The organism is Lysinibacillus sp. EB271-A1-10B (assembly GCF_058791335.1).
Genome location: NZ_JBYTDL010000021.1, coordinates 49,724 through 74,441, shown reverse-complemented (window position 1 = coordinate 74,441; position 24,718 = coordinate 49,724). Strand labels below are relative to the sequence as shown.

22 protein-coding genes, 1 pseudogene and 1 other annotated feature are annotated in these 24,718 nt (G+C 38.3%); of the genes and pseudogenes, 11 read left to right on the top strand and 12 right to left on the bottom strand.

Annotated features, from left to right (window positions below; all coding sequences use genetic code 11):
* Positions 1 to 151: 151 nt before the first annotated feature.
* Positions 152 to 391, bottom strand: a binding site (T-box leader).
* Positions 392 to 766: 375 nt separating this feature from the next.
* A complete protein-coding gene (locus tag AC3WSK_RS20845; protein ID WP_492414441.1) occupies positions 767 to 2,419 on the top strand; it encodes an FAD-binding dehydrogenase in 1,653 nt (550 codons plus the stop codon).
* Positions 2,420 to 2,541: 122 nt separating this feature from the next.
* Here the strand turns inward: AC3WSK_RS20845 and trhO are convergent, their stop codons facing one another.
* A complete protein-coding gene (gene trhO / locus AC3WSK_RS20840; protein WP_079563323.1) occupies positions 2,542 to 3,513 on the bottom strand; it encodes an oxygen-dependent tRNA uridine(34) hydroxylase TrhO in 972 nt (323 codons plus the stop codon).
* Positions 3,514 to 3,651: 138 nt separating this feature from the next.
* On the opposite strand from trhO, the gene AC3WSK_RS20835 reads away from it, so the two are divergent.
* Positions 3,652 to 4,434 (top strand): enoyl-CoA hydratase, encoded by a 783-nt coding sequence (locus AC3WSK_RS20835; protein ID WP_079563324.1) that lies wholly within the window; start codon positions 3,652 to 3,654, stop codon positions 4,432 to 4,434.
* Between the two features lie 160 nt (positions 4,435 to 4,594).
* On the opposite strand, the gene AC3WSK_RS20830 is transcribed toward AC3WSK_RS20835, so the two are convergent.
* Positions 4,595 to 4,780, bottom strand: coding sequence for a YhzD family protein (locus AC3WSK_RS20830; protein ID WP_079563325.1), 186 nt, complete (start codon positions 4,778 to 4,780; stop codon positions 4,595 to 4,597).
* Between the two features lie 348 nt (positions 4,781 to 5,128).
* Between AC3WSK_RS20830 and AC3WSK_RS20825 the strand changes: the two genes are divergently transcribed.
* The 3 genes from AC3WSK_RS20825 to yhaM are packed head-to-tail and all read left to right on the top strand — an operon-like array spanning position 5,129 to position 10,172.
* Positions 5,129 to 6,343: a metallophosphoesterase family protein gene (locus tag AC3WSK_RS20825; protein ID WP_079563326.1), complete on the top strand. Its 1,215-nt coding sequence runs from the start codon at positions 5,129 to 5,131 to the stop codon at positions 6,341 to 6,343.
* A 5-nt stretch (positions 6,344 to 6,348) separates the two neighbouring features.
* Positions 6,349 to 9,240 carry an ATP-binding protein gene (locus AC3WSK_RS20820; RefSeq protein WP_492414440.1) on the top strand — a complete coding sequence of 964 codons (2,892 nt, stop codon included), beginning with the start codon at positions 6,349 to 6,351 and terminating at the stop codon, positions 9,238 to 9,240.
* Positions 9,237 to 10,172: a 3'-5' exoribonuclease YhaM gene (gene yhaM / locus AC3WSK_RS20815; protein ID WP_079563328.1), complete on the top strand. Its 936-nt coding sequence runs from the start codon at positions 9,237 to 9,239 to the stop codon at positions 10,170 to 10,172. The genes AC3WSK_RS20820 and yhaM overlap by 4 nt, the downstream gene beginning before the upstream one ends.
* Before the next feature lie 117 nt (positions 10,173 to 10,289).
* On the opposite strand, the gene AC3WSK_RS20810 is transcribed toward yhaM, so the two are convergent.
* Positions 10,290 to 11,261: a peptidylprolyl isomerase gene (locus AC3WSK_RS20810; RefSeq protein WP_079563329.1), complete on the bottom strand. Its 972-nt coding sequence runs from the start codon at positions 11,259 to 11,261 to the stop codon at positions 10,290 to 10,292.
* A 143-nt stretch (positions 11,262 to 11,404) separates the two neighbouring features.
* Between AC3WSK_RS20810 and AC3WSK_RS20805 the strand changes: the two genes are divergently transcribed.
* The gene (locus tag AC3WSK_RS20805) at positions 11,405 to 11,518 is read left to right on the top strand and encodes a YjcZ family sporulation protein (RefSeq protein ID WP_079563330.1); all 114 of its coding nucleotides are present in this window, start codon (positions 11,405 to 11,407) and stop codon (positions 11,516 to 11,518) included.
* Between the two features lie 182 nt (positions 11,519 to 11,700).
* Here the strand turns inward: AC3WSK_RS20805 and AC3WSK_RS20800 are convergent, their stop codons facing one another.
* The 6 genes from AC3WSK_RS20800 to AC3WSK_RS20775 form a co-directional block, all read right to left on the bottom strand.
* The gene (locus tag AC3WSK_RS20800; RefSeq protein ID WP_079563331.1) at positions 11,701 to 11,886 is read right to left on the bottom strand and encodes a hypothetical protein; all 186 of its coding nucleotides are present in this window, start codon (positions 11,884 to 11,886) and stop codon (positions 11,701 to 11,703) included.
* A 70-nt stretch (positions 11,887 to 11,956) separates the two neighbouring features.
* A complete protein-coding gene (locus AC3WSK_RS20795; protein ID WP_079563332.1) occupies positions 11,957 to 12,502 on the bottom strand; it encodes a DUF3267 domain-containing protein in 546 nt (181 codons plus the stop codon).
* A 175-nt stretch (positions 12,503 to 12,677) separates the two neighbouring features.
* Complete coding sequence (locus tag AC3WSK_RS20790) at positions 12,678 to 13,238, bottom strand: HTH-type transcriptional regulator Hpr (RefSeq protein WP_079563333.1); 561 nt, start codon at positions 13,236 to 13,238, stop codon at positions 12,678 to 12,680.
* 156 nt (positions 13,239 to 13,394) lie between these two features.
* Entirely contained in the window at positions 13,395 to 13,790 is a 396-nt protein-coding gene (locus AC3WSK_RS20785; RefSeq protein WP_079563334.1) for a YtxH domain-containing protein, read from the bottom strand.
* A gap of 159 nt (positions 13,791 to 13,949) precedes the next feature.
* Positions 13,950 to 14,480, bottom strand: coding sequence for a tryptophan transporter (locus AC3WSK_RS20780; protein ID WP_079563335.1), 531 nt, complete (start codon positions 14,478 to 14,480; stop codon positions 13,950 to 13,952).
* Between the two features lie 140 nt (positions 14,481 to 14,620).
* The gene (locus AC3WSK_RS20775; RefSeq protein WP_079563336.1) at positions 14,621 to 15,037 is read right to left on the bottom strand and encodes an HIT family protein; all 417 of its coding nucleotides are present in this window, start codon (positions 15,035 to 15,037) and stop codon (positions 14,621 to 14,623) included.
* Between the two features lie 104 nt (positions 15,038 to 15,141).
* On the opposite strand from AC3WSK_RS20775, the gene AC3WSK_RS20770 reads away from it, so the two are divergent.
* Positions 15,142 to 15,891 carry an ABC transporter ATP-binding protein gene (locus AC3WSK_RS20770; RefSeq protein WP_079563337.1) on the top strand — a complete coding sequence of 250 codons (750 nt, stop codon included), beginning with the start codon at positions 15,142 to 15,144 and terminating at the stop codon, positions 15,889 to 15,891.
* Entirely contained in the window at positions 15,875 to 17,059 is a 1,185-nt protein-coding gene (locus tag AC3WSK_RS20765) for an ABC transporter permease (RefSeq protein WP_492414439.1), read from the top strand. The genes AC3WSK_RS20770 and AC3WSK_RS20765 overlap by 17 nt, the downstream gene beginning before the upstream one ends.
* Positions 17,060 to 17,415: 356 nt before the next feature.
* On the opposite strand, the gene AC3WSK_RS20760 is transcribed toward AC3WSK_RS20765, so the two are convergent.
* Together AC3WSK_RS20760 and AC3WSK_RS20755 are read right to left on the bottom strand one after the other, a co-directional pair.
* Positions 17,416 to 18,576 carry an amidohydrolase gene (locus AC3WSK_RS20760; protein ID WP_492414438.1) on the bottom strand — a complete coding sequence of 387 codons (1,161 nt, stop codon included), beginning with the start codon at positions 18,574 to 18,576 and terminating at the stop codon, positions 17,416 to 17,418.
* A 299-nt stretch (positions 18,577 to 18,875) separates the two neighbouring features.
* Positions 18,876 to 19,394 (bottom strand): antibiotic biosynthesis monooxygenase family protein, encoded by a 519-nt coding sequence (locus tag AC3WSK_RS20755; RefSeq protein ID WP_079563340.1) that lies wholly within the window; start codon positions 19,392 to 19,394, stop codon positions 18,876 to 18,878.
* Between the two features lie 323 nt (positions 19,395 to 19,717).
* On the opposite strand from AC3WSK_RS20755, the gene hemE reads away from it, so the two are divergent.
* The 3 genes from hemE to hemY all read left to right on the top strand — a co-directional run bounded on the left by hemE (position 19,718) and on the right by hemY (position 23,291).
* Positions 19,718 to 20,767: a uroporphyrinogen decarboxylase gene (gene hemE / locus AC3WSK_RS20750; RefSeq protein ID WP_079563341.1), complete on the top strand. Its 1,050-nt coding sequence runs from the start codon at positions 19,718 to 19,720 to the stop codon at positions 20,765 to 20,767.
* A gap of 164 nt (positions 20,768 to 20,931) precedes the next feature.
* Positions 20,932 to 21,852, top strand: coding sequence for a ferrochelatase (hemH, locus tag AC3WSK_RS20745; RefSeq protein ID WP_427483994.1), 921 nt, complete (start codon positions 20,932 to 20,934; stop codon positions 21,850 to 21,852).
* A 14-nt stretch (positions 21,853 to 21,866) separates the two neighbouring features.
* Positions 21,867 to 23,291, top strand: a complete 1,425-nt coding sequence (gene hemY, locus AC3WSK_RS20740; RefSeq protein ID WP_079563343.1) for a protoporphyrinogen oxidase — start codon at positions 21,867 to 21,869, stop codon at positions 23,289 to 23,291.
* Positions 23,292 to 23,538: 247 nt separating this feature from the next.
* Here hemY and AC3WSK_RS20735 read toward each other — a convergent pair.
* Positions 23,539 to 24,718, bottom strand: a pseudogene (locus AC3WSK_RS20735) (collagen-like protein); the annotation flags it as partial.

Sequence of the window (24,718 nt, the reverse complement as noted above, 5' to 3'; positions counted from 1 at the left end):
TAGCTCCTTTTAATTAAAAAATGTTAGTGTTCTTTATAGACAAAACAGTCTGAATTTTACGGAGATAGTACATCTTATACTATACAAATCTCCTTTGTAGAAATGAACAATAAAAAAGCCCTCCGCGCCTTACAAACACAAATATTGTGTTGTAAGGGGCGAAAGGCATAATAAACATTGGTTCGCGGTACCACCCTTAATCACTGCTTAAAAAATTTCTAGCAGTCTTAGCTATATGCGTAACGTGCATGTGACGGATAAGCTTACTTTGGAGATGTTCGGCTTATCTATTCAGGAGTGGAACTATTATCGTAGAAATCACTGATTTACACCAACCATCAGCTCTCTTTGGATTTTCTAGCGACTAGCGTGTCTCCGTCGTTATATTTTCGTGTGATTTAATTGTTAACATCATAATCCTTATTGTTCACCTTTGTCAACATTATTTCTGAAAAAGATTAAAATTCATGACTCCAGATGTCTGAAATACAACCAAATACGAACGTTTATTCATTGAACATAATTAATTGTTCGTGTTTCAAGAGAGGACAATGAAAGCGCTACCGATATATGTTAAGTCAGATTACATGCACGTTTAACAAATATTTGAGGTCGAAAATTATACGATGGAAACTTTCTTTGTTTAGTGGAGGAAAGCGAACATTTTTTTCTTGTCACAATTTTGTCGAAATTACGATGTGTAGAAGGTAAACCGTCAATTAGAGAAGAATGTAAGTAAGGAAGATTGATTTTTAGGGGGTGTAGAATGATGTATGATGTAGCAATTGTCGGTGCAGGATTGGCAGGGTTAGTAGCTGCCTGTGAGTTAGCGGATGCAAAGAAAAAAATTCTATTAGTAGATCAAGAACCTGAAAATTCAATGGGGGGACAGGCATTTTGGTCCTTTGGGGGTATTTTTTTAGTGAATTCACCCGAGCAAAGAAGGCTTGGTATTAAAGATAGTAAAGAGCTTGCGTGGCAGGATTGGCAAGGAACGGCTGGCTTCGATCGCTTGGAGGATGAAGATTCGTGGGCATACAAATGGGCTAGAGCTTATGTAGATTTTGCAGCTGGTGAAAAATATAGCTGGTTAAAGTCTATGGGAATTAAGTTTTTTCCAGTCGTCGGTTGGGCAGAACGAGGGGGATCCTTAGCAGGCGGCCACGGTAATTCAGTACCTAGATTCCATATCGTTTGGGGAACCGGACCAGGTATTGTAAAGCCTTTTGTTGAAAAAGTGAAAAAGGCCATAAAGAATGGTTTTATAGATTTTAAACCAAGACATCGTGTAGATGAATTTATGCAACAAGATGGAAGGATAACGGGGATTAGTGGAACAGTTTTGGCGCAAAGCTATGCAAACCGTGGTGAAAAAAGCTCTAGATTGGGCATAGGTGAATTTTCTTATGAAGCTGGAGCGGTTATTGTGGCCAGCGGTGGAATAGGTGCAAATTTTGATTTAGTTAGAAAAAGTTGGCCAACACGACTTGGAACACCACCGAAAAATATGGTCTGTGGTGTACCTGCTTATGTAGACGGTAGAATGTTAGAAATTACGGAGCATGCCGGTGGACGTATCGTTAATCGAGACCGCATGTGGCATTATACAGAAGGCTTGAAAAATTGGGACCCTATTTGGCCCAATCACGGTATTCGAATTTTGCCGGGCCCTTCATCATTATGGTTTGATGCAGAGGGCAATCGATTTAAAGCACCTAATTTTCCTGGTTTTGATACGTTAAGTACATTAGAAGCCATTCAAAAAACTGGCTATGATTACTCATGGTTTATTTTAACGGAAAAAATTATTGAAAAAGAATTTGCCTTATCGGGCTCTGAGCAAAATCCTGATTTAACAAATAAAAGTATTATGGATGTTCTGAAACGTGTTTTGCCAGGGCCACCTGCTCCCATTCAAGCATTTAAAAATTATGGTGAAGATTTTGTTATTGCTAATGATTTAAAGGAATTAGTTGATGGAATGAACAAATTGGCTGGCAATGACCTTCTCGATTTTATCAAAATAAAAGAGCAAATTTTAGCAAGGGATCGTGAAATGGACAATAAATTTTCAAAGGACTTACAGGTTAATGCTATTCATGGCGCAAGAAACTATGTAGGTGATAAATTTGTGCGCGTTGCGAAGCCCCATAAAATATTAGATCCTAACAATTGGCCACTTATTGCGGTTCGCTTAAATATTTTAACGCGTAAAACATTAGGGGGCTTACAGACGAATTTGAATGGTGCTGTGTTAGATGCGGATGGTCAGCCTGTACCAGGTTTATTTGCAGCTGGAGAAGTTAGTGGTTTTGGTGGCGGCGGTGTACATGGATACCGTGCATTAGAGGGGACGTTTGTTGGAGGTTGTTTATTTAGTGGTCGTCAGGTAGGGCGTTACTTAGCAAAAGGAGAATGAAGGAAATTTAAGTGTGGAAAATCGCTCGGGTATGTCGATTAAGTTTATTCCTTTACAGACAATGAATAAATCCTCAAAAATATGAAAGAGCATCACCACAAAATGGATGATGCTCTTTTTTCTTATAAAGAAGAATTTTGAACTTGAGCGATTTTAGCGATTTGTTCCTCAATTTGCTCTTTTGTCCAACCATTCTCTTCAACGAAGAAGTTACGTTTTGCGCGGCGGCATTCGTCTGAACAGCTACGCATATAAAAGGCCTCATGCTTTTCCTCGCAAAGCATTAATTTATGGCATTCAGGATTTGCACAGTTTGTATAACGTTCTGTCGGTTCACCAGTAAAGAAATCCTTACCGACAATCACATGCTCAACCTGATTAATGGGTACACTGCGACGACGATCAAAGACGAACATTTGCCCATCCCATAGTTGGCCTTTTACTTCAGGATCTTTAGCATACGTGGCAATACCACCATGTAATTGGCCAACACTTTCTCCATAGCCTTCACGTTTTAACCAGCCAGAGAATTTTTCGCAGCGGATACCACCTGTGCAGTAAGTTAAAACTTTCTTGTCAGCAAAATCTTCTTTGTGGGCCTCCATCCAAGCTGGTAAGTCACGGAAGTTTTCTATATCTGGACGAATAGCGCCACGGAAATGTCCAAGGTCATATTCATAATCATTGCGTGCATCAATAACTACCGTATTATCTTCCTGCATACGTTCCATAAATTCCTTTGGTGATAAATAATCGCCTGTTATTTCTAAAGGATTAATATCGTCTTCTAAACCAAGGTGCACAATTTCTCGACGTGGGCGAACATGCATTTTTTTAAAGGTATCCTCTTCAGCTTCATCAATTTTCCACATAATGTCGCTAAAACGAGGATCTGCCTTCATATGATTCATGTAAGCATCAGTTTGCTCGACTGTACCTGAAACGGTTCCGTTAATGCCTTCATAGCCAACTAAAATACGACCAAGAAGCCCGATATCTTTACAAAGTGCTAAATGTTCCTCTGCGAATGCCACAGGGTCTTCAATAGCTATATATTTATAATAAAGTAATACACGATAGTCTTTCTGTGTCACAATTATTAACCACCTTTAAATCAATATTCGTCATTAAATATAGCATAACAAGTGCAATTTTGCGTAGGATAGAAGGAGTTTTCTAAAAAAACACGAATAGTACATAGTGAATGACTATTCATATTTGGGGGTGTTGGGATGGAATTTTCAACGATTACATTAGAGAAATTAGAACGCCGTGCAACATTAACATTAAATCGTCCACATGCCATGAATGCTATGGACGACGTGATGATGCGCGAACTAGCAGAATGCTTTGAGGCACTACAGCAAGAACAAGAAATACAAATTCTCGTTATTCGCGGAGAAGGAAAAGTCTTTTCAGCAGGTGGCGATATTAAAGCGATGCTAGATCCAGATAAGCCACTTAATATTAATGAGGCAATGGTTTACTTAACACGTATTGTCAAAGCATATTACCAGCTACCGATGATTGTCATTGCAGCGGTTCATGGAGCATCAGCTGGATTAGGCTTTAGTCTAGCGCTAGGGGCAGACATAGTGGTGGCATGTGAAAATAGTAAGCTTGCTATGAACTTCATCGGCATAGGGCTGATCCCTGATGGTGGTGGCCATTTCTTTATGAAGGAACGTGTGGGTACAGTCAAAGCTAAACAAATGATTTGGGAAGGAAAGGTGCTAACTGCATCGGAAGCACATGATGAAGGGTTAATTGACTACGTTGCACCAGATGGGACTGTTTTTGCGATTACTGACCAACTAGTAGGAAAAATGCTTGCTTCTCCAATTGCATCGATGATTACGACTAAAAAAATTCTACATGCTCAAAATTTACCGCAACTAGAGAGTATTTTATCTATGGAAGCAGCGGGGCAAGAAGCGATGCGTAAAACGACGGATCATTTAGAGGGAATTCATGCATTTGTAGAGAAAAGAGCACCTGCTTTTGTAGGAAAATAGATTTAACTTCTTTCATTGGGTGTCCAAACACCCGCCACGTCCTGTGGCAATGACTGAGTGACCAACATCATGTTGCTACCGCTACGATTTTGCGCAAAAAACATCTGTTGGCCTAAAAGGCGCGTAGTAAATTGTACTACGTGCCTTTTACTAGCCATTTTTAGACATGAAATAAGATTAATTTACCCGAAGAGTTAACAAGACGATGAGTTTTGTTGGCAACACCTTTTTCTTCGATCTGCTGTAAACCGCTGATTTTTGCAGCCTCATCGTTTTCGAATGTCCAAGTTTCATCAAATAATGTTTCCCCAGTTTTTTCAAAAGCCGTAAAGCGATAATTCTCCATACAAACCCCACCCTTTACTTAAATATATATCTATTATACATAGAAGATTTATAAACTTCACGGTAAAACTAGCGAATATTTCGATAAATTATGAAAGTTGTGGAAAGTTTAAGGCAATACTATTAATGAATATTTGTTGAATACATTTCTCATCTAGTGGGAATTATGATAAAATAGAACAAATATTCGGTTCCGGCGTGATTCACGAATGTCTCATTATAAAAATGAGATACGTAAAAATTGATAAATTATAAAATCGGCGATTCCGATGTACTCAATAATTTACTGCGTTGCGAGTGAAAAAGAATGAAGTTAAGGTATAGATTATTTAATACTTGAGGTGGTTGGATGTCAGCAATTCGTTTTTTCCATATGGCGGATTTACATTTAGATAGTCCATTTAAGGGCTTATTTGGTTTACCCGAGCAAAATTTCAAAAAGATTCGAACAAGTACTTTCGAAGCTTTTGATAAAATTATTCAGAAAGCTATTCAGGAGAAACCTGATTTCTTACTGATTGTCGGTGATATATATGATGGTGAAAATCGAAGTTTACAAGCACAAAGACGATTTCAAGAGGCTATGGAAAAACTCTTTCAGCATAATATCCCTGTCATTTTAAGTTATGGGAATCATGATCACTTAAATGGTGCTTGGACGCGTTTTGCTTTACCGAGCAATGTCTATGAGTTACCAGCTGAAACTAGTGTTGTGCAATTAAACATACGTGGTCAACAAGTCAATATTTATGGCTTCAGCTATAGTGACCGTCATATAACGAAATCAATGATTGATAGTTATCCTGTTGCACAGGACCAGCATGTTATTCATATTGGTATGCTTCACGGTAGTGAGGCTAGCGATACTTCACATGCTGTTTACGCTCCTTTCACAAAAGATCAACTGCTTGAAAAAAACTATCATTACTGGGCTTTAGGACATATTCATAAACGACAATTTTTACATCAAAATCCACCGATTGTTTATCCAGGCAATATTCAAAGCCGACATCGGAAAGAGCAAGGGATAAAGGGTTTCTATGACGTAACTTTGTCACAATCCTCTACAGATTTGGAATTTGTACCGACATCTGCTGTTGTTTATAACACGGTAGAGGTTGATTGTGCGAATGTGTTTCATGCAAATGAACTACTTAAAAAATGTGAAGAAGTTTTGATGCTTAATCGTCAAGAATTTGGGGCGTCTGTTGTTGAACTTCATTTGAAAAATATAGATGAACAATCACAATCTTTATTTGAACATGCTACAGTTGACGCATGGCTAGAAACTATTCGAGAAGCCGAGGATGGAATTGAACCGATGTGCTGGGTGCAAAAGCTCGTGTTACATCAAGCGTCCATATTGTATGAACATACTGCTGCGACTGAATCCGTGATGAATTTAATGGAGGAATGGGATATTTCTGAATGGAAGGATATTTTAAAGGAACTATACCAACATGCTGGCGGTGCAAGGCTGATTGAACCTTTAACAGAGCAAGACATTAAAAATTTAATGCACGACGCACAAGAATTATTAGCAGAAGAAATTCAAAGGGCGTGATTAACATGCTAACGATACAAAAAATCCAAATTTATGGCTTTGGAAAGCATGAAAATATCACCATTACTTTACGCGAAGGGGTTACCATTTTTTATGGTATGAATGAAGCGGGGAAAACGACCATTCAACAGTTTATTTTACAAATGCTTTTTGGATTTCCTACGAGGCAACAGGCACAACGTAAATATGAGCCGAAAGCATCGACTAAATTCGGTGGTCAGCTGACGATTTGGCATCCAACGTATGGGCAATGCACGATCGAACGTATGAAAGGAAAGGCAGCTGGAGATGTTACGGTCTATTTAGAAGACGGAACAATGGGGCATGAGGAGCTTTTAGCAAAGCTATTATATGGTTATTCAAAAGCCTCCTTTGAGTCTATTTTCTCCTTTTCATTACACGAGCTACAGGGCATTGAAAAAATGTCAGAGGAGGAGCTAACACATTTGTTACTTGCCTCTGGAACAACTGGGATACAACAACTATCAACTCTAGAAAAGAAATTGGACAAAGATGCTAGTGAGCTTTTTAAAAAAGCAGGCAAAGTGCCACTCATTAATCAAAAATTGGAGCATTTAAAAAAGCTAGAACGTACGATTAAACAAGAGCAAGGTAATATTCAGACTTTTGAGGATAAATTATTACAATTACAGCAGCTCGATTTAAGGCTAGAGGGCTTATATAGTCAACAAAAAACAGAGCAGCAAAATTGGGAGCAACTCACAATTTTGAGGCAGGCTATGCCACTTCTAAAGCAGCAAAAGTCTTTCGAACAGACGCAAAAAAGCTATGAACATGTGCAGTTTCCTCCAGAAGGGATCCGACGCTATGAGCAATTAAAGGATCGACTTATGCATGAAACACTGCAAATGGAGCAGCTGAAGGATCAGTATCAGGGACTGCAACGTAAGCTACAATTAACAGTGGACGAGCAAGTTATTACTGAGATGTCTCGTCTTGTGAACAAGGAAGCAACATGGAATCAGTTAGTTGTAAAGGAACAGAACTTAATGGATGAGCTGTATTTAATCGAGCAAGAAATAGAAGCTCAGTTCCGTTTATTAGGTGTTCAGGAAAAAACAGCGCAAGATATTTTGCTTGAAGAAACCGTATCATTACAGCAAGAGGAACAATTTCAACAACAGTTAAGCCTATTGGAAGAAGCAGAAGAAGAGCTGAAATTTCATTTGCGTTCGTTAGAGCAACTACATGCAGAATTAGATACAATTGCTCAACTGCAACAACAGCTTCACCAGGAGTCATTAACTACGGAGGAAGAACATATTTTAGCACAGTGGCCACAGCGTAAGCGAAAGCTTGAACAATTGCGTTATGGAAGGTCACAACGCTCGAAACAACAACAACCAAGTATTTTTATATTTATTGTATTAGCTATAAGTATACTGTCGTGTATCTATGGTGTTATGGAAAAAAATATGGCTGTTATCGTTGTAGGAGCGGTTATGTCACTCATCATTATTTTATATTTAAAATTTGCTAGACAAGCTCATGAAGCGCCGAGTAAACAACAGAGTCAGCAAATGCGTGAGTTAGAGCAGGAGGAAAATATTGCTCAGACTATCCTGCTAAAAAAACAAAAATTTGAGGATCGATTGTTGCATGCAAATGAGCAACAGCAAGAAAAAGAACGTCAATATGTGAAACTTGAATATAAAATTCAACGGGCTGAGCATGTAAGTGAAGAGGCTACTCAGTTGCTCCACCATTTTTTAGGGCGCTATCGGTTAGAGGGAAATATACCGAAAACATTATTACCAGAACTGTTTATGCGCATTCGTGGTGCTCAAGAGTTGGCAGCAAAAAAGAAGAGTACATTTACGCTTTTACAAACGATACAAGCGGAGAAAAACGAGTTACTAGAACAGATACAGCGAGTCTTAAAGACAGAATATAGTGAGCAAGAAATCTTTATGCATTTACGTACTACATTTCTTACTTTACAGCAGAAGCAACAAATATCCCAACAAGCAAAAGAGCAGTTGACTAGTCTGCAGACTAAAATGCAAGGAGTGCAATCACATATAGACAGCTATGAGTCTGAAATTACTCAGTTATTTAATGCTGCGAATGTACAAACAGAGAAGGGCTATTATGAAACACATGAACAATTTGAGCAACAACAACAAATAAAAACAGAACTTCAAGCCATTCAGAGTCAGCTAGCCTCGCTAAATGTAGACAACAAGCAGTCACTGCTAGAAGAGGAACAGCTAAATGAAAAACTGCTTACTTTAGAAGAAGAACGAGGAACAATGCAGGTAGCGATCGATCATTGCTTAGAACAACGTGCGACACTGCAAATCCAAAAGGAGAATCTTCTAAATGACGAGAAATATGGCCAGTTGCTTCAACAGTTTGAAGAAGAGAAATCAGTGTTGCAACAGCTGATAGGACAATGGGCTTCAAAAAAAGCATTGGCTACTGCGATCCATGAAACATTGTTCAGCCTAAGAGAAGAAAAACTACCTCATGTTTTGACAGAAGTTAATGCAATATTTAATACGTTTACAGGTGGGCGTTACGATAAGCTTTTAATAAACGATGAAGGCTATTTTGTTGCACAGGATGTTTCTGGATTACGTTATCAAATGGCAGAATTATCACAGGCTACAAAGGAGCAAGCTTATATTTCGTTGCGTATGGCACTAGCAAAAACGCTAACAACCTCTGCTCCATTTCCATTTATTATGGACGATCCTTTTGTCCATTTTGATCGAAACCGTACAGACAAAATGGTACAATTAATGAAAGAAGTAGGATATGAACGTCAAATTTTATATTTTACTTGCCATGACGCGATGCTCGAGCATTGGCAGAAAGACCAAATTGTCGATGTAGGAGCACTAGCAAATGAAAGGGGAGTGGCGTCAACATGAAGGGTATTACGACGCTCCAGGTTGGAGAAACAGTCGATCAATTTTTATTAATTAAACAGGCGACAAAAGGGGTTACCACAGTCGGAAAGCCATTTATGTCACTGTTATTACAAGATAAAAGTGGAGATATTGAAGCAAAGCTATGGGATACAAATGAAGATCATGAAAAAATGTATCACGCTGAAGCAATTGTCCGTGTAGGTGGAGAAATTCATGACTATCGTGGCAAAAATCAATTACGTATCAAGGCAATCCGTGTTGCAAAACCAGAGGAGGGAATTGCTATTAATGATTTAGTTCCTTCCTCGGCAACTCCAAAAGAAGAACTATATGAAGAATTGACGCAATTTTTCTTTGATATTAAAAATCCGAATATATCACGAATTACACGTACAGCTATTAAAAAACATCAGGATGCTATTTTAGTCTATCCAGCTGCTACGAAAAATCATCATGATTATGCATCTGGTCTATTAGATCATATGGTGTCCATGTTGAGACTAGGAAAAGCAATTGCTGATTTATATCCTACGTTAAATCGAGATTTGTTATATGCAGGGATTATTCTACATGATATTGGTAAAGTAGTTGAATTATCAGGACCTGTTGCAACAATGTATACGGTTGAAGGGAATTTACTTGGTCATATTACTATTATGGTCAATGAAATCGCCAAGATTGCTAGTGAACTAGAAATCGAGGGCGAGGAAGTCATGCTATTGCAACATATGGTACTATCTCACCACGGTAAAGAAGAATGGGGTAGCCCGAAAAAACCGATGATTCAAGAAGCGGAAATCTTACATTATATTGATAATATTGATGCGAAGATGAACATGCTAACAAGAGCATTAGGCAAAACAGCGCCAGGCGAATTTACGGAAAGACTATTTCCACTTGATAATCGATCGTTTTATAAACCGACTATATAGTAAATTCAAAGGTTGGGGATTACATTTTTCTTCATTTAGCAGACATTTTTGTATAAAAAGGGTTACGCCTGTATCGGCGTAACCCTTTTTCATATAGTAAAGTAACAACTAGTAAGATTATTTTTCAGAATCTTTTTCTTTGTCGTCTTTACTTTCTTTTTGAGCTTTTTCTTCAGCTTTTTTAGCTGCTTCTTCAGCAGCTTTAGCTTGCTCCTCACTTGTTGTTGTAAGAGCTTCAATAGCAGGTTCTAATTCTTTATCAGATGTTTTTACATCAGCATCTTTTGCCATTTTTGCAACGATATCTTTAAGAATTTGTTGATCTTCACCTGTTTGCTTTAATTTAGCTAGCATTTGTGTACGGATGTTTTTCTCTTCATCTTTGAATGAACCAACACCTTTTACATCACGCTTTTCCGTAACTTCAATAATATGGAAACCAAAGCTTGATTGAACTGGTTCACTTAATGTTTTTAAAGGAAGGGCATAAGCCGCGTCATTAAATTCATCTACCATTGCACCAACAGAGAACCAACCTAGCTCTCCGCCATTTTGAGCAGAGGTAGTATCAGTTGAGTATTCTTTTGCTACATCCGCAAAAGAAGCGCCACCTTTAATTTTAGCAATGACTTCTTTAGCTGTCTTCTCATCTGCTACTAAAATATGGCGAGCATTTAACTCAGTTTTCATTTGCTCATAATGTTTTTTTACATCTGCTTCTTTAAACGCTTTTTCTTGTAAAGCCTTTTCTGAAAGAAGTTCAATACGTAAAGCATCTTTATAGCCTTCCTCAGTTAAGCCACTTGCAGCCAGTGCATCGGCGAAGCTATCACCGAATTGTGAAGCAGTTGCGTCATAGGCCTCTTTGATTTCTTTATCTGATACTTTGTATTTATCAGCTAATACTTTTTCAGTCATCATTTGTTGAATTATATGAGATCCTGCTAAAGTTTTTGATGTTTTGTTAAAGTCAGCAACTGTAATGTCACCTACTTTTGAAGTTGCGATTGTTTTGTTGTCGTCTCCGCTACAAGCACCAAGTGCTAATACTGAAGCAGCTAATGTTAAAGATAAAACTGTCTTTTTCATAGTGGATATTCTCTCCTTATATGGTTTCGTCCCATTTTTTACTATAACATAAACGATTTAAAAACAAAATGGTTCCCCTTGAGTATAGCCTATATTTCATATTTGCAAGCGCATAGGATATAGAAAAGAAAGGGGGTGAAGTTATGGGCAGCGGAGGATACGGTGGTGGCGGCGGCTACGGCTCAGGCTCAGGCTTTGCTTTATTAGTTGTGTTATTTATTTTATTAATTATTGTTGGTGCAGCGTTCCTATACTAATTAATATAAATAACGAAAAGCTAAGGGTTTAATTTCCTTAGCTTTTTTTAACAATGTAAAGGCATTCGCGCAGTCCGCTTGAAGTCACGTTCCATTAAATATAATTGATCAGATCGCGCGGTCACATAAGGCGTTCGATTTACCTCTGAACGTTGACTGGCGCGGATCACTTTTCTTTTTAACTATACTGCATATAAAACTTCAATATAAAATGAGACAAGTAAAATTGTAATAAGTATATTTATAGTTCGGAATACTTTTGGTTGGTTTTCTTCGGGAATTTCACGTCGCATGCACAGCGCATAAGTCATGCGGTTTATTTGAAATAAATAGAATACCGAGAATAGAACTACAATCATTAACAGCAAGTCTATTCCTCCCCTCTTTCAATAGTAATAGCATAACAAAAAACGTTAATAAAACACAAGTACAAGCAATTTAGTGAATAGTAGGTGGCACTAAAATTTCATAGCCTTTAGGCGTCTCCTCAATCTGGGAGTCTTTAGGTGAATTCAATAAATATTTTACATATAGAATATCTATTACACATAGACTACAGTGGTAAGCTAAAAGTAATGTACCATAATGAGTATACGCAGGGAATAGTAGTGTACCCAATAAAATGCTTGTATTTAGTACAATAAATGGTGAAAGTAAAGCTAAAATATATCGGTTTTTCGATAAAGGTTCACGGATACGCATGTGAAGAACAGGAATAACATAAAATTGGGTACGCACACGCAATTTTAATTGCTGACGTAAATCATATAATGCTAGAAAGTGTAAGCATTTATGAATTGGGTAAATTGCAAATATAGCAATAACAAAAAGCCAAAACAAACGATCTGTATAGTGCTCATCATTAAATAAATTAAATGTCACATAGGAAAGCGAAAAGACAGTAAAAAAAACAAGTACAGACATGATCATAATACGCGTTGTTCCGTAATGATGTTCCAGATTTAATATTTTCCAACAATGCATGATTATCAACTCCGTAATATGAATGGTCTATTTAATTTAAATTGATTTATATTAGAATGCAAGAAAAAGGAGGTATCTCAGAAATATTTCTGAAATACCTCTTTAATTATAAGCTTTTACGGCCATTAGGTTTAGATTACGAACAACTAACGCTAAAAGCCTAGTAGTTTCACTTTTATCCTTTTACAGTTGAACGTTCTTCGATCGTGTCAAAGGATTCACGGAAGTGCTGGAAAGAACGCTCAAAAATGTCGATGAAGTCCTCTCCATATATATTGCGAATAACAGCCATAACATCTAAAAATTCTGGGAAACGACCGTATAAGTCTTTTAAAGCTAATGAACCTTCTAACACAGAATGATAAGTATTATGATAATTGCTATTCATTTCAACAATAAGTTCTGTACCTGCTTCTGTTAACTCAACATACGTATTACGCTTGTCGTCATCACGCTTTGAAAACTTAAGGAATCCACGCTCTTCTAATTTTTTTGAAAAATTAAATGCAGTGGAAACGTGCATTACTCCAAATTTCGCCACATCAGAAATTGAAGCCCCTTTTAAATGATACGAAATCCATAAAATATGATGTTCATTAATATTTAAATCGTAGGGTTTAATCCATTGCTGCCAATCTTTTTCAACTGCTTTCCATAAGGCTTTTGATATTTGCGCAATTCTTTGACTATAAAGCATCGCTTCTTTTTGAGTGTACAATTCCTCTGACAAAGCCATCACCTACTGCTTTCTTTAACATTTTAAAAATATTATAGCAATAAAGGAAAAAAGTTTAAAGTTAGAAAAATTAAAAAATTGAAAAGTGGTTAAAAAATAACATTTTACCAATAGAAATTAATAAAAATATATAATCTTATTTAATCATAAAGGACTTTAGTCACTAACTTTTTCTTGCGGTTTTTTCTTTTTTTCTGTAAATTGTGCAACGTTTTTCTCGATTTCGCTTATTGAATTCTGTAATGCATCTATTTCTTGTTGTAAGTTATTTTTTGAAGGTTCTATTTCTTCAGTGAATGTAGTAATAGTTTGTTTTAAATCATTTATTATTAGTGGTATATTATTTTTTATTTCATTAGTAAGCGAATGAACAGATTGTTTTACTGTGCCTGCTTGCTGTTTTACATCCAAAAGTTTGTCCTTTGTACTTTCAGCATTTGCTCGCAAATTAGCGCGTAATTGTTGTCCTGATTGAGGAGTTGAAAGAAGTACTGCGATTGTACCACCGACGATCCCAGCTCCAAGTCCAAATAAAAATGGTTTTGCTTTCATATCGATTACCTCATTCCTGTAATTATCATGTGTTACCTACTATTAAACCATGAAATGCAAATATACAAAAATAAAAAAGAAACTAAACGAGTGATTTTGAATCACGGTTTAGTTTCTTTTGAAGATAAAGGTGTATTTTCTAATTGTATGCACCTTTTATTAAATTGAAATAGCTGTTTGGAATTTAGAGCGTTTCACCAATTTTGCAACTATAGGATAAATAATTGCAAAAGCAATGACATTAAATGCTACAGCAGGTAATACAACCCCTACAAACAGTACAGCGAATGTTGCACCAACATTTGCGTTGAATACAAAAAGTGCTACTGCTAAAAAGACAGTTCCAGATAAAATTGTTCCTAAGCCAACTAAGCTAGCAGATACTATAAAGTTGCTTGCCAATTTTTTTAGCACAATTAAAATCGCTAAAAAGACAAAGCCCGTTACTGCTTTATCGATAATGTTTGGAACAAGACCAGCTGGAAACGTTGTAAACAAACCTGACAGTACACCGGTTGCTAAAGAAAGTAAGAACGTTTCTTTAACAGTAGGGAACAATAAAATGCCAATAAACATCATTGTTAGCATGAAATCAGGCTTCATGCCGTTTACCATACCTGGTGTGACCACATAAAGTGTAGCACCAACACCGACTAAAAGGGCCATTAATACTAAATTCTTTGTATTCATTTCTAATCTCTCCTCGACTATGCTAATCTTTTTTGTCTCCTAACGTGTCCTCATGACCGTTAGCGAAACTTATTTGTGAGTGTACGATATAAATCTTTAAATTGCAATAAGAAATTCTGACAATTCGAGTGTGTCAGAAATTATTTAAGGTTGGCTTTAATGCTTTCCGCAACATCAGATAATTGCTCTGGTGTATATTTTTGTGTTTGCCAATTTAATCCCAAGCCTTCTTTTTCATCGTAACGAGGAATAAAATGTAAGTGGTAGTGGAAAACAGTTTGTCCAGCTGCAGCACCATTATTATTAATCGTATTAAGTCCAATTGGGTTAAAAGCAGCTTTTATAGCATTCGCAATTTTGGGTGCAGCTGCATATAAATTACGAGCTACTTCCTCAGGCATCTCAAATAGGTCCTTACAGTGATGCTTTGGAATTAATAGGGTATGTCCCTTCGCTACAGGTGAAATGTCAGTAAATGCATAGACATGTTCGTCTTCATAAATTTTTGTACTTGGGATGGATCCATCAATGATTTTGCAAAATAGGCAATCGCTCATTCGAAAATTCCTCCTTATTATATATGTACATACATTCTATCATACTCATAACTGTATCATTTGCTAATTTTTGATAAAATATAAACGAGAAGAGGAGTGATGGTATGACGGTATTAGAGGTACAACATGTGACAGGTGGTTATACAAGAAAGCCGGTTATTAAAGATTTATCATTTTCGATTGGAAAAGGAGAGCTTGTTGGCTTAATTGGCTTAAATGGAGCTGGTAAAAGTACAACGATTAAGCATATCATCGGAACGATGCTTCCAAAAGAAGGAGACATACGTTTAAATGGTGTGACGTTAAAGGAAAATACGGACAAGTATCGTACAGCATTTTCTTACATCCCTGAAACACCTGTGTTATATGATGAGCTAACATTACGTGAACATTTAGAATTAACGGCGATGGCTTATGGTCTAGATGAAGCAACACTTGAAGCTCGTTCGCAATTATTATTAAAGGAATTTCGAATGGAAAAACGACTGAATTGGTTCCCATCGCATTTCTCAAAAGGTATGCGTCAAAAGGTTATGATTATGTGCGCCTTTTTAGTCAATCCAAGTCTTTACATTATTGATGAACCTTTTGTGGGACTCGACCCGCTTGGGATTCAATCCTTGCTTGATCAGATGGATGAAAAGAAAAAAGAAGGCGCTTCTATCTTAATGTCTACGCACATTTTATCGACCGCTGAAAAGCATTGTGACCGTATCATTTTATTGCATGAAGGACGCGTGCGAGCACAAGGGTCAATGGAGGATTTACGCAAGGCATTTGCGATGCCACATGCGACATTGGATGATTTATATATTGCAATGACAAAGGAGCGCGACCATGAAGAACTTGCGTGATGTATGGTCCTCTCGCTTTATGCACTATATAGGTGAAGTGCAAAAATATATGCGATTTATTTTTACGGGGCATATAGCGATTGTACTAGTATTTCTTATTGGAGCAGGGGGCTATCAATATAGTGAATGGCTGAAAATTGTACAGTCTGATTTTCCGGCAGAGGTTTTAATTGCAGTGGCAGTGGGGATTTTACTAGCATTTAGTCGTCCAACTTCACTTTTGAGAGAGCCAGACCAAGTGTATTTATTACCTTTAGAATCGAAAATGTCATATTATTTTAAAAAGGCGTTAGCGTGGACATTTTGGTCACAGGTTTGGGTTGTTGCAATTGTTTATATCGTAAGCATCCCTTTACTTAAGGCTGTTACTGAATTAACAACATCTGAAATTTGGTCAGTATTTCTACTTATTATTATATTGAAGTATTTTAGCGTGCAAGGTGAATTTAGTTATCGTTATAGTGAACGTGGTCAAATGATTTGGGTGGACAGACTAATTCGAGCTGTTATCTTTGGTGTTACTGTGTACATGGCGCTTCAAATGCAGCTTATTTTAGCTACTGTTGCTGCTGCAGTTGGATGTGTGTATATTGTAATATTTAGAAAAAAATGTGCAGGTGAGCCTATTCCGTACGAGCACTTTGTAAAGCTGGAACAAAATCGCATGATGAGTTTCTATCGCTTTGCTAATTATTTCACGGACGTTCCACATTTGCGAGGTAGTATCCGTCGTCGTGGTTGGCTTGATTGGCTTTATAAATTTGTGGCATACAAGAAAGACAATGCCCAAAAGTACTTAGTGTTCCGTACATTCGTCCGAACAGATGATCATTTTTATTTATGGCTCCGATTAACAGTAATTTCAGCTGTTATTGCAGCCTTTGTAGATATCCCAGTCGTTACATGGATTATTGCAGGTGCATTGAGCTTTGCTACAACTATTCAATTAAAATCAGCTTTATTATCAAGCGGTGAATTTCGTATGGACATGCTTTATCCTTTATCGGATGAAGCACGTAAGGTAGCAGTCAATCAAATTGTGCGTCTTGCAATGATAACGCAAGCGATTATAGTGGGTCTATGTGGTATCACACAGCCGATGTTTTATGTTACTTTTATAATCATTTTGGTTGTGAGTGAATTGACTTCTAAAGCCTCGAAGTCTTGAAATTTAAGCATATCACCATAGGGTAATGAATTTAGTTAAAACATATGCCGTTGAATAAATTGATGGGAGTGGAGACCGGGCGTCTCTTTGGAAATTAGCGTCACAGAATAGGGGATCAAAGGCTAAGAGCATCACGTCTTGTGATAATCAACAACCTTGTAGCTCCAGCGGATTAACGGACGTCCCCAGGAAAGCGCCTAGCCGGAACGGAAATCAACCCACGTTATGGTGTTCAGCAAATTATAAAAGCTCATTTTTCCAATAATAGAATTGGAGAAATGAGCTTATTTTTGTTAAAGAGAGATTTAAGTGGTGGAGCGCTACTTTTGCTTCGGGCTCTCCAGTGCATTTGTCTTCTATTCTACTAATTGATAATCTAGTGCTGCTGATACTAATACCTTTGCAGCAATGAGCATCCCTTTTTCATCTATATCGAATTTAGGATGATGATGTGGTGCATATTTAGCTGGGCGGGCTCCCGTGAAGAAGAATGTACCTGGCTTTTCTTCTAAGTAATAAGCGAAATCTTCAGCCCCCATAGTTGCTTCAATCTCAGTAACATCGCAAATATCCTGAGCGATATTACGCACAAAGAGTGTTTCCTTCTCATGATTTACAACCGCAGGGTAGCCATGACGGTAATTCAGTTCAATTGTACAATCATGCGCAATTTCTGTACCTTGGATAACCCGTTTAAACTCACGTTCCATCGTTTCACGAACATCTTTATTAAACGTTCGAATTGTGCCATTTAAGTAAGCTGTATCGGCAATAATATTGTCGGCATTAGATGCCACGAATGAACCAACCGACAAAACAGCAGATTCGGTTGGGGCAACACGACGTGCGACAAGCTGTTGTAAATTTATAACAAGCTGAGAGCCAATAACAATCGCATCTTTTGTTTGATCCGGATGCGCGCCATGACCGCCTTGACCTTGAATTTTTATTTCAAAACTATCAACAGCGGCCATCGTCGGCCCTACGCGGTAGCCAACTATCCCTGTAGGATGGTTAGAAGAAAGATGTGTACCCAAAATAGCATCAACGCCATCCAAGGCACCAGCCTGTACCATCCCAATTGCTCCACCTGGATCAACCTCTTCAGCATGTTGATGAATTAGTACATATTCTCCTACTAGCTCATCGCGCATTTCCCACAATAGCTTACCGATAATTAACAAAGTAGCTGTATGACCATCATGCCCGCAAGCATGCATAACACCAGACACAGTTGATTTGTATGGTACATCTTTTTCATCTTGTATAGGAAGAGCATCAAAGTCTGCCCGTAAGGCAATCGTTTTGCCTGGCTTGCTCCCCTTAATCCGCGCAATTAAACCGTGACCACTGACATTAGCTTCAACCGGTACGCCGAGTTTCTTATAATATTGAATAATATAATTAGCAGTTTCTTGCTCCTGAAAGCTTAACTCCGGGTGCATATGCAGATGACGGCGAATCGCCACCATTTCATCAAAATGAGCATCAATTCTTTCAAGTAGATGTTGGTTCATAGTAAACCTCCTTAAACGGATTATCCTAGATTTTTATTAATAACATAATAGTTTTACAAACTGGATAAATAGAGGGTAAACGTTTCTCATAAAGAAAATCCTTGGGAAAAGTAATGAATTCCCGCGCCCAGGCAAATACCTGCGGAAGAGAAGAGAATACCCGCGCTTCCGGGTGAAATACCCGCGGAAGAACAGAGAATACCCGCGCTTCCGGGTGAAATACCCGCGGAAGAACAGAGAATACCCGTGCTTCCGGGTAAAATACCCGCGGAAGAGCAGCACACACTCGCGCACCTCAACTAATCTTCGTTGTCTTCTTTTGGAGCGGCACTATAGGTTGTGACATAGGAAGCTGCTGAGAAAATGTTTTGTTGATTCACGCCTGTTGATTCTTTGCGTTCAGCATGTGCTGATGCAAAGGCCTTTGAGCTTTTCCATGCTTCGAATGAATGAGGACCATTCCATTGTGTCATGACAATGTATGTTTCACTATTTAATGGACGAAGTAGTCGAAATGCTACAAAGCCTGGTTCATCTTCTATAGCACGTGCTCGATTTAAAAAGCGATGTTCAAAAACTGGTCGACCTTCATCTGTCACAGGAATATTGTTGAAAACAAAGAAGCCTCGTTCTTCTAGAGCATTTACAGAATCTAGCACTTCAAACTTACGAGGTGTGGCAAATATAGATTTTCCATTGGTTTCATGTATAAGCACAGAGTTACCTTCTCCGTGTATTAAAGTCAACGCCTCGTTTGGATGTTTATTCTTTAACTGCTCTAAAAAATCACCTGTACCAGAAGTTAAATAAATATACATAACTATTGTCCTCCTTATGAATGTTCATCTTTTAAAAGGAATGAATTGTGCTTGTAGCACTACTTAGACCCACTGTTATCTACGCGAAAGCAACTAGTACGCTTAGGCGGAAATGATAATATAGCGTGATTATCTCCATTTAAATGGAAGTATATAGCTTTGTCAAAAAAGAAATCCTATAGAAAGAACAATTTTATGACATTTCCCTATGAAAACTATACAATAACAGAGGAAGCGTTTACTATTGAAAACGGATATCAATAATAACGAATTAAATCAGAGAATTTTACTATATGAATTTTATTGAGGGGAAGGAACTATTCATGACAACTTTTAATGATACTCTTCTACGTGCTGCACGGGGAGAAAGAACGGAACATACACCAGTGTGGTATATGCGACAAGCAGGACGATCTCAGCCAGAATATCGTGCGATTAAAGAAAAGTATTCTTTAGAGGAAATTACACTTCAACCTGAGCTTTGTGCATATGTAACGAGATTACCAGTAGAAAATTACAATGTTGATGCAGCGATTTTATACAAAGACATAGTAACACCACTCCCTGGTATTGGAGTAGATGTAAAAATCAAAGCAGGCGTAGGTCCTGTAATTTCAAATCCTATTCGCTCAGTCGCTGATATAGAAAAACTAGGTGAATTCAATGCGAAAGAACATACACCATTCGTTTTAGAAACGATAAAAATGTTAACAGAAGAACAACTGAATGTACCTTTAATCTGCTTTGCAGGTGCGCCATTTACTCTGGCAAGCTATATGATTGAAGGGGGTCCTTCAAGAAACTATAATAAAACAAAGTCATTTATGGTATCAGAGCCTCAAGCTTGGTTTGCATTAATGGATAAATTAGCTGACATGATTATTTCTGATGTTTCAGCCCAAGTCGAAGCGGGAGCAAAAGCTATCCAAATTTTTGACTCATGGGTTGGTGCTTTAAATGTTGAAGACTATCGTGTGTTCATTAAACCAATTATGACACGTATTTTTGCAGAGCTTCAAAAAGAAAATGTGCCACTTATTCAGTTTGGTGTTGGTGCAAGTCATTTAGCGAAAGAGTGGAATGATTTACCGATAGATGTTGTTGGCTTAGATTGGCGTTTACCAATTAGAGAGGCTCGTGCTAACGGTATAACTAAGCCAGTACAAGGGAATTTAGATCCATCACTATTACTTGCTGATTGGTCAATTATTGAAAAGCGCACGAAAGATATTATCGATCAAGGCTTAGAAATGCCAGGGCACATCTTTAACTTAGGTCATGGTGTATTCCCAGAGGTAGATCCAGAAGTGTTAAAACGTTTAACGGCGCTTATTCATGAGTATAGTGCTCAACAAATTCAAGCACGCTCTTAATATAGATGTGGACAAGATATTAACTTTCATATTCTTTTCTATGAATGATATCTCGATTTCATCATAGAAAGAGTGCTGTCCAACCTAATGAATTGGACAGCTTCTTTTTGTCACATACTGTACGATAAAGATATACTTAACTATTATTTAGAGGTGAAAAGGTAATGAAAGAAGTTAAAGGCTTATTAGTTATGGCATACGGAACACCCTATAAAGAAGAAGACATCGAACCTTACTATACGCATATTCGCCACGGTCGCAAACCATCAGAAGAGCATTTAGAGGATTTACGCGGTCGTTATGAGGCTATCGGTGGTTTATCACCACTTGCTGCTGCTACTAAGGCGCAGGCTGAAGCTTTATGCGCACGTTTAAATGAAGTGCAAGATGAAGTGGAATATAAATTATTTATTGGTTTAAAGCATATCCACCCATTCATTGAAGATGCGGTAGAAGGAATGGTAGCAGAAGGTATTAAAGAAGCGGTTTCTATCGTATTAGCTCCTCACTTCTCAACGTTCTCTATTAAGTCATATAATGGTCGTGCAACAGAAACAGCTGGAGATCGATTAACAATTACTTCTGTAGAATCTTGGTATGATGAACCAAAGTTCATTGAGTATTGGAAAAACAAAGTGAATGAAACATTTAATGCAATGTCTGATGAAGAACGTGAAAAAGCATGTCTAATCGTTTCAGCACATTCACTTCCAGAGAAAATTAAAGAGTTGGGCGATCCATATGAAGATCAATTAATTGAGACGGCTCGACTAATTAAAGAAGCAACGGGTGTCAATAATGTAGAAGTTGGCTGGCAATCAGCAGGACAAACACCTGAGCCGTGGATCGGTCCAGATGTTCAGGACTTAACACGTGAACTTTATGAGCAAAAGGGCTTCCGTTCATTCGTTTATACGCCAGTTGGCTTTGTAACAGAACATTTAGAAGTTTTATATGACAACGATTATGAATGTAAAGTTGTTTGTGATGAACTTGGCGCGAAATATTATCGTCCAGCCATGCCAAATACACACCCATTATTTATTGATGCAATGGTTGATGCCATTCATAAAAAATTAAGCTAAGCGAAAAGAAAGTGATGATGTTGGTGACTCAGAAAAGACGAAAGGTAGTTGTTGTAGGCGGTGGCATTACTGGCCTCACAGCTGCGTTCTATTTGCAAAAAGAAGCAAGCGCAAAAGATTTGCCGTTAGATATCGTACTTGTCGAGTCGTCATTACGTCTTGGCGGAAAAATACAAACACTGAGAAAAGATGGCTGTATTATCGAGCGCGGGCCAGAATCTTTTTTTGATCGTGAGAACTATGTATATGCTTTGGCAAAGGATTTAGGCATTGAACAGGAAATGATTACAAGCAATACAGGGCCGACTTATATTGCTGCTGGTAGTCAATTGTATCCAATCCCTAGTAATCTTTTGTCTGGGGCAACACCACATGTTTCGTCATTTATTACATCAGGTTTGTTTTCACTTAGCGGGAAAGTTCGTGCAGCGGGGGATTTTTTCATCCCGCGCTCTGCACAGGATGATGACCAACCATTAGGGCAATTTTTTAGAAGAAGATTCGGTGCTGAAATTGTAGAAAATTTAGTAGAGCCATTACTTGCTGGAACGTTTGCTGGTGATATTGAGCAGTTAAGTATGCGTTCAACATTTCCGCAGCTCTATGGATTAGAGCAAAAATATCGTAGCTTACTTATTGGAATGAAAAAGTCTGGTACAAATTTTTTAAGTAACGATCTTACTACGAAAGATAAGGGTATTTTTCAATCATTTAATAATGGTCTTGAGACACTTATCGAAAAACTTGAAGAATCACTACTACCTGGTACAGTTATGAAGGGTGTTAAAGTCGAAGAAATTGAGCATGGTAAGGATGGTACTGTCCAAGTTGTGTTAAACAATTTTACACAATTAAAAGCAGATGCTGTTATTATTGCAACACCTTTTAATGTAGCAAGAAAAATGTTCAGCAAACATCAGTTATTAAATGAATTGAGTACGATGAAGGCGGCAACTATTGCTACTGTGACAATGGCATTTAAAAAAGACCAGTTAGGTGATCTAGATGCGTTATCATTTTTTGTTTCTCGAAATAGTGATTTTTCAATAACTTCTTGTACTTGGATTAATCGAAAGTGGCCTGGAACAACACCGGATGATTACGTGCTTTTACGTAGTTATATTGGCCGAGTGGGCGATGAGGCAATTGTAGCGTTATCCGATACTGAAATTGAAAAGACCGTTTTGCAGGATTTAATGAAAACAATTGGTGTAGATGGAGAACCGTTGATGACTGTAGTTACCCGCTGGAAAAATGCCATGCCACAATATACCGTAGGACATGAAGCGAAGGTAGAGCGAGTAAAACAAGAATTACGTGAACATTTTCCCGCTGTAAAGCTCTCGGGGAGTTCTTTCGAAGGAATATCAATACCTGAGTGCGTTGAGCAAGGTAAAAATGTTGCTGACGAAGTACTAACGGAAATGTTTGTGGATTAAATAGTTATTAGAAGTAGTACAAACTTGAAAAATGTTTGTACTACTTTTTTATTGCTTTTAAGAGATTCCTCCGCGATAAATTATTTGTAAAGTATGAAATAGGAGCGTTTAAAAGTAAAAATTGCACAAGTTAGATACATCGAAATAGAAAACTGGGAAAGTAAGCTTCTACTTTCCCAGTAAAGATCTTATAGAGAATGTTAGAATGTTAGTTGTTCAAACCAGTAAAAATTTTTGTTCTTTAATGCTATGAAATTCGATGACATGACCATACAATACCGCCAGAGTTCGCTCCTCCAAGAGTAAGTCCGATCGTTAAACCGTTAGCGTTGTAGAATAAATCAATGGTATCACCTGCATCTAACTCGACTTCTCCAGCCAATGTTACTGTCCCATTACCAAGGATAGTGCGTAAATTCAATACGGCTATAATATTTACATTTAATAAAGGGAATAATCCGCTTATTAAACTTGCTGCTGCGTTTCTGCGAATTGCAAATGATGGATTGATGCCAGCCCCTAAGCCAACGGTAATTACTGCAGTAGTTGAGTAGTTGATTGTTGCTTCAAAAGCGTATCTTCCGGTTGTTGGAACAGTGAAAATTCCGGTCACTGGATTGAATGCTGGTGTTGTGAAATATGGCGATGCAACACTCCAGTTGGCGATTGTACTAGAAGCACTTACTGATACAGCATTATTAAATGCTGAGAAACCTTCTGTAAATGCTGGTCCAGTAAAGCCAGTCAAACCAGTAGGTCCAGTAGGTCCAGTAGGTCCAGTAGCCCCAGTAACGCCAGTCGAGCCGGTAGCGCCAGTAGCCCCAGTAACGCCAGTAAAGCCAGTCGAGCCGGTAGCGCCAGTAGCGCCGGTAGCGCCAGTAGCGCCAGTAGCGCCAGTCACACCGGTAGCGCCGGTAGCCCCAGTAGAGCCAGTCAAACCAGTAGGTCCAGTAACGCCAGTAGAGCCGGTAGCGCCAGTAACGCCAGTAAAGCCAGTAGAGCCGGTAGCGCCAGTCACACCGGTAGAGCCAGTAGAGCCAGTCACACCGGTAGCTCCAGTGACCCCAGTAGCTCCAGTAGATCCAGTCACACCGGTAGCTCCAGTGACCCCAGTAGCTCCAGTAGCTCCAGTGACCCCAGTAGAACCAGTAGCCCCAGTAGATCCAGTCACACCGGTAGCTCCAGTGACCCCAGTAGCTCCAGTAGTGCCAGTGACCCCAGTAGAACCGGTCACGCCAGTAACGCCAGTGGAACCAGTCGTACCAGTAACGCCAGTAGCGCCAGTAACACCAGTAGCCCCAGTAGAGCCAGTCACTCCCGTAGAACCAGTAGCTCCAGTAGAGCCGGTCATGCCAGTAGAGCCAGTCACACCGGTAGCCCCAGTGACCCCAGTAGAACCGGTCACGCCAGTAACGCCAGTAACGCCA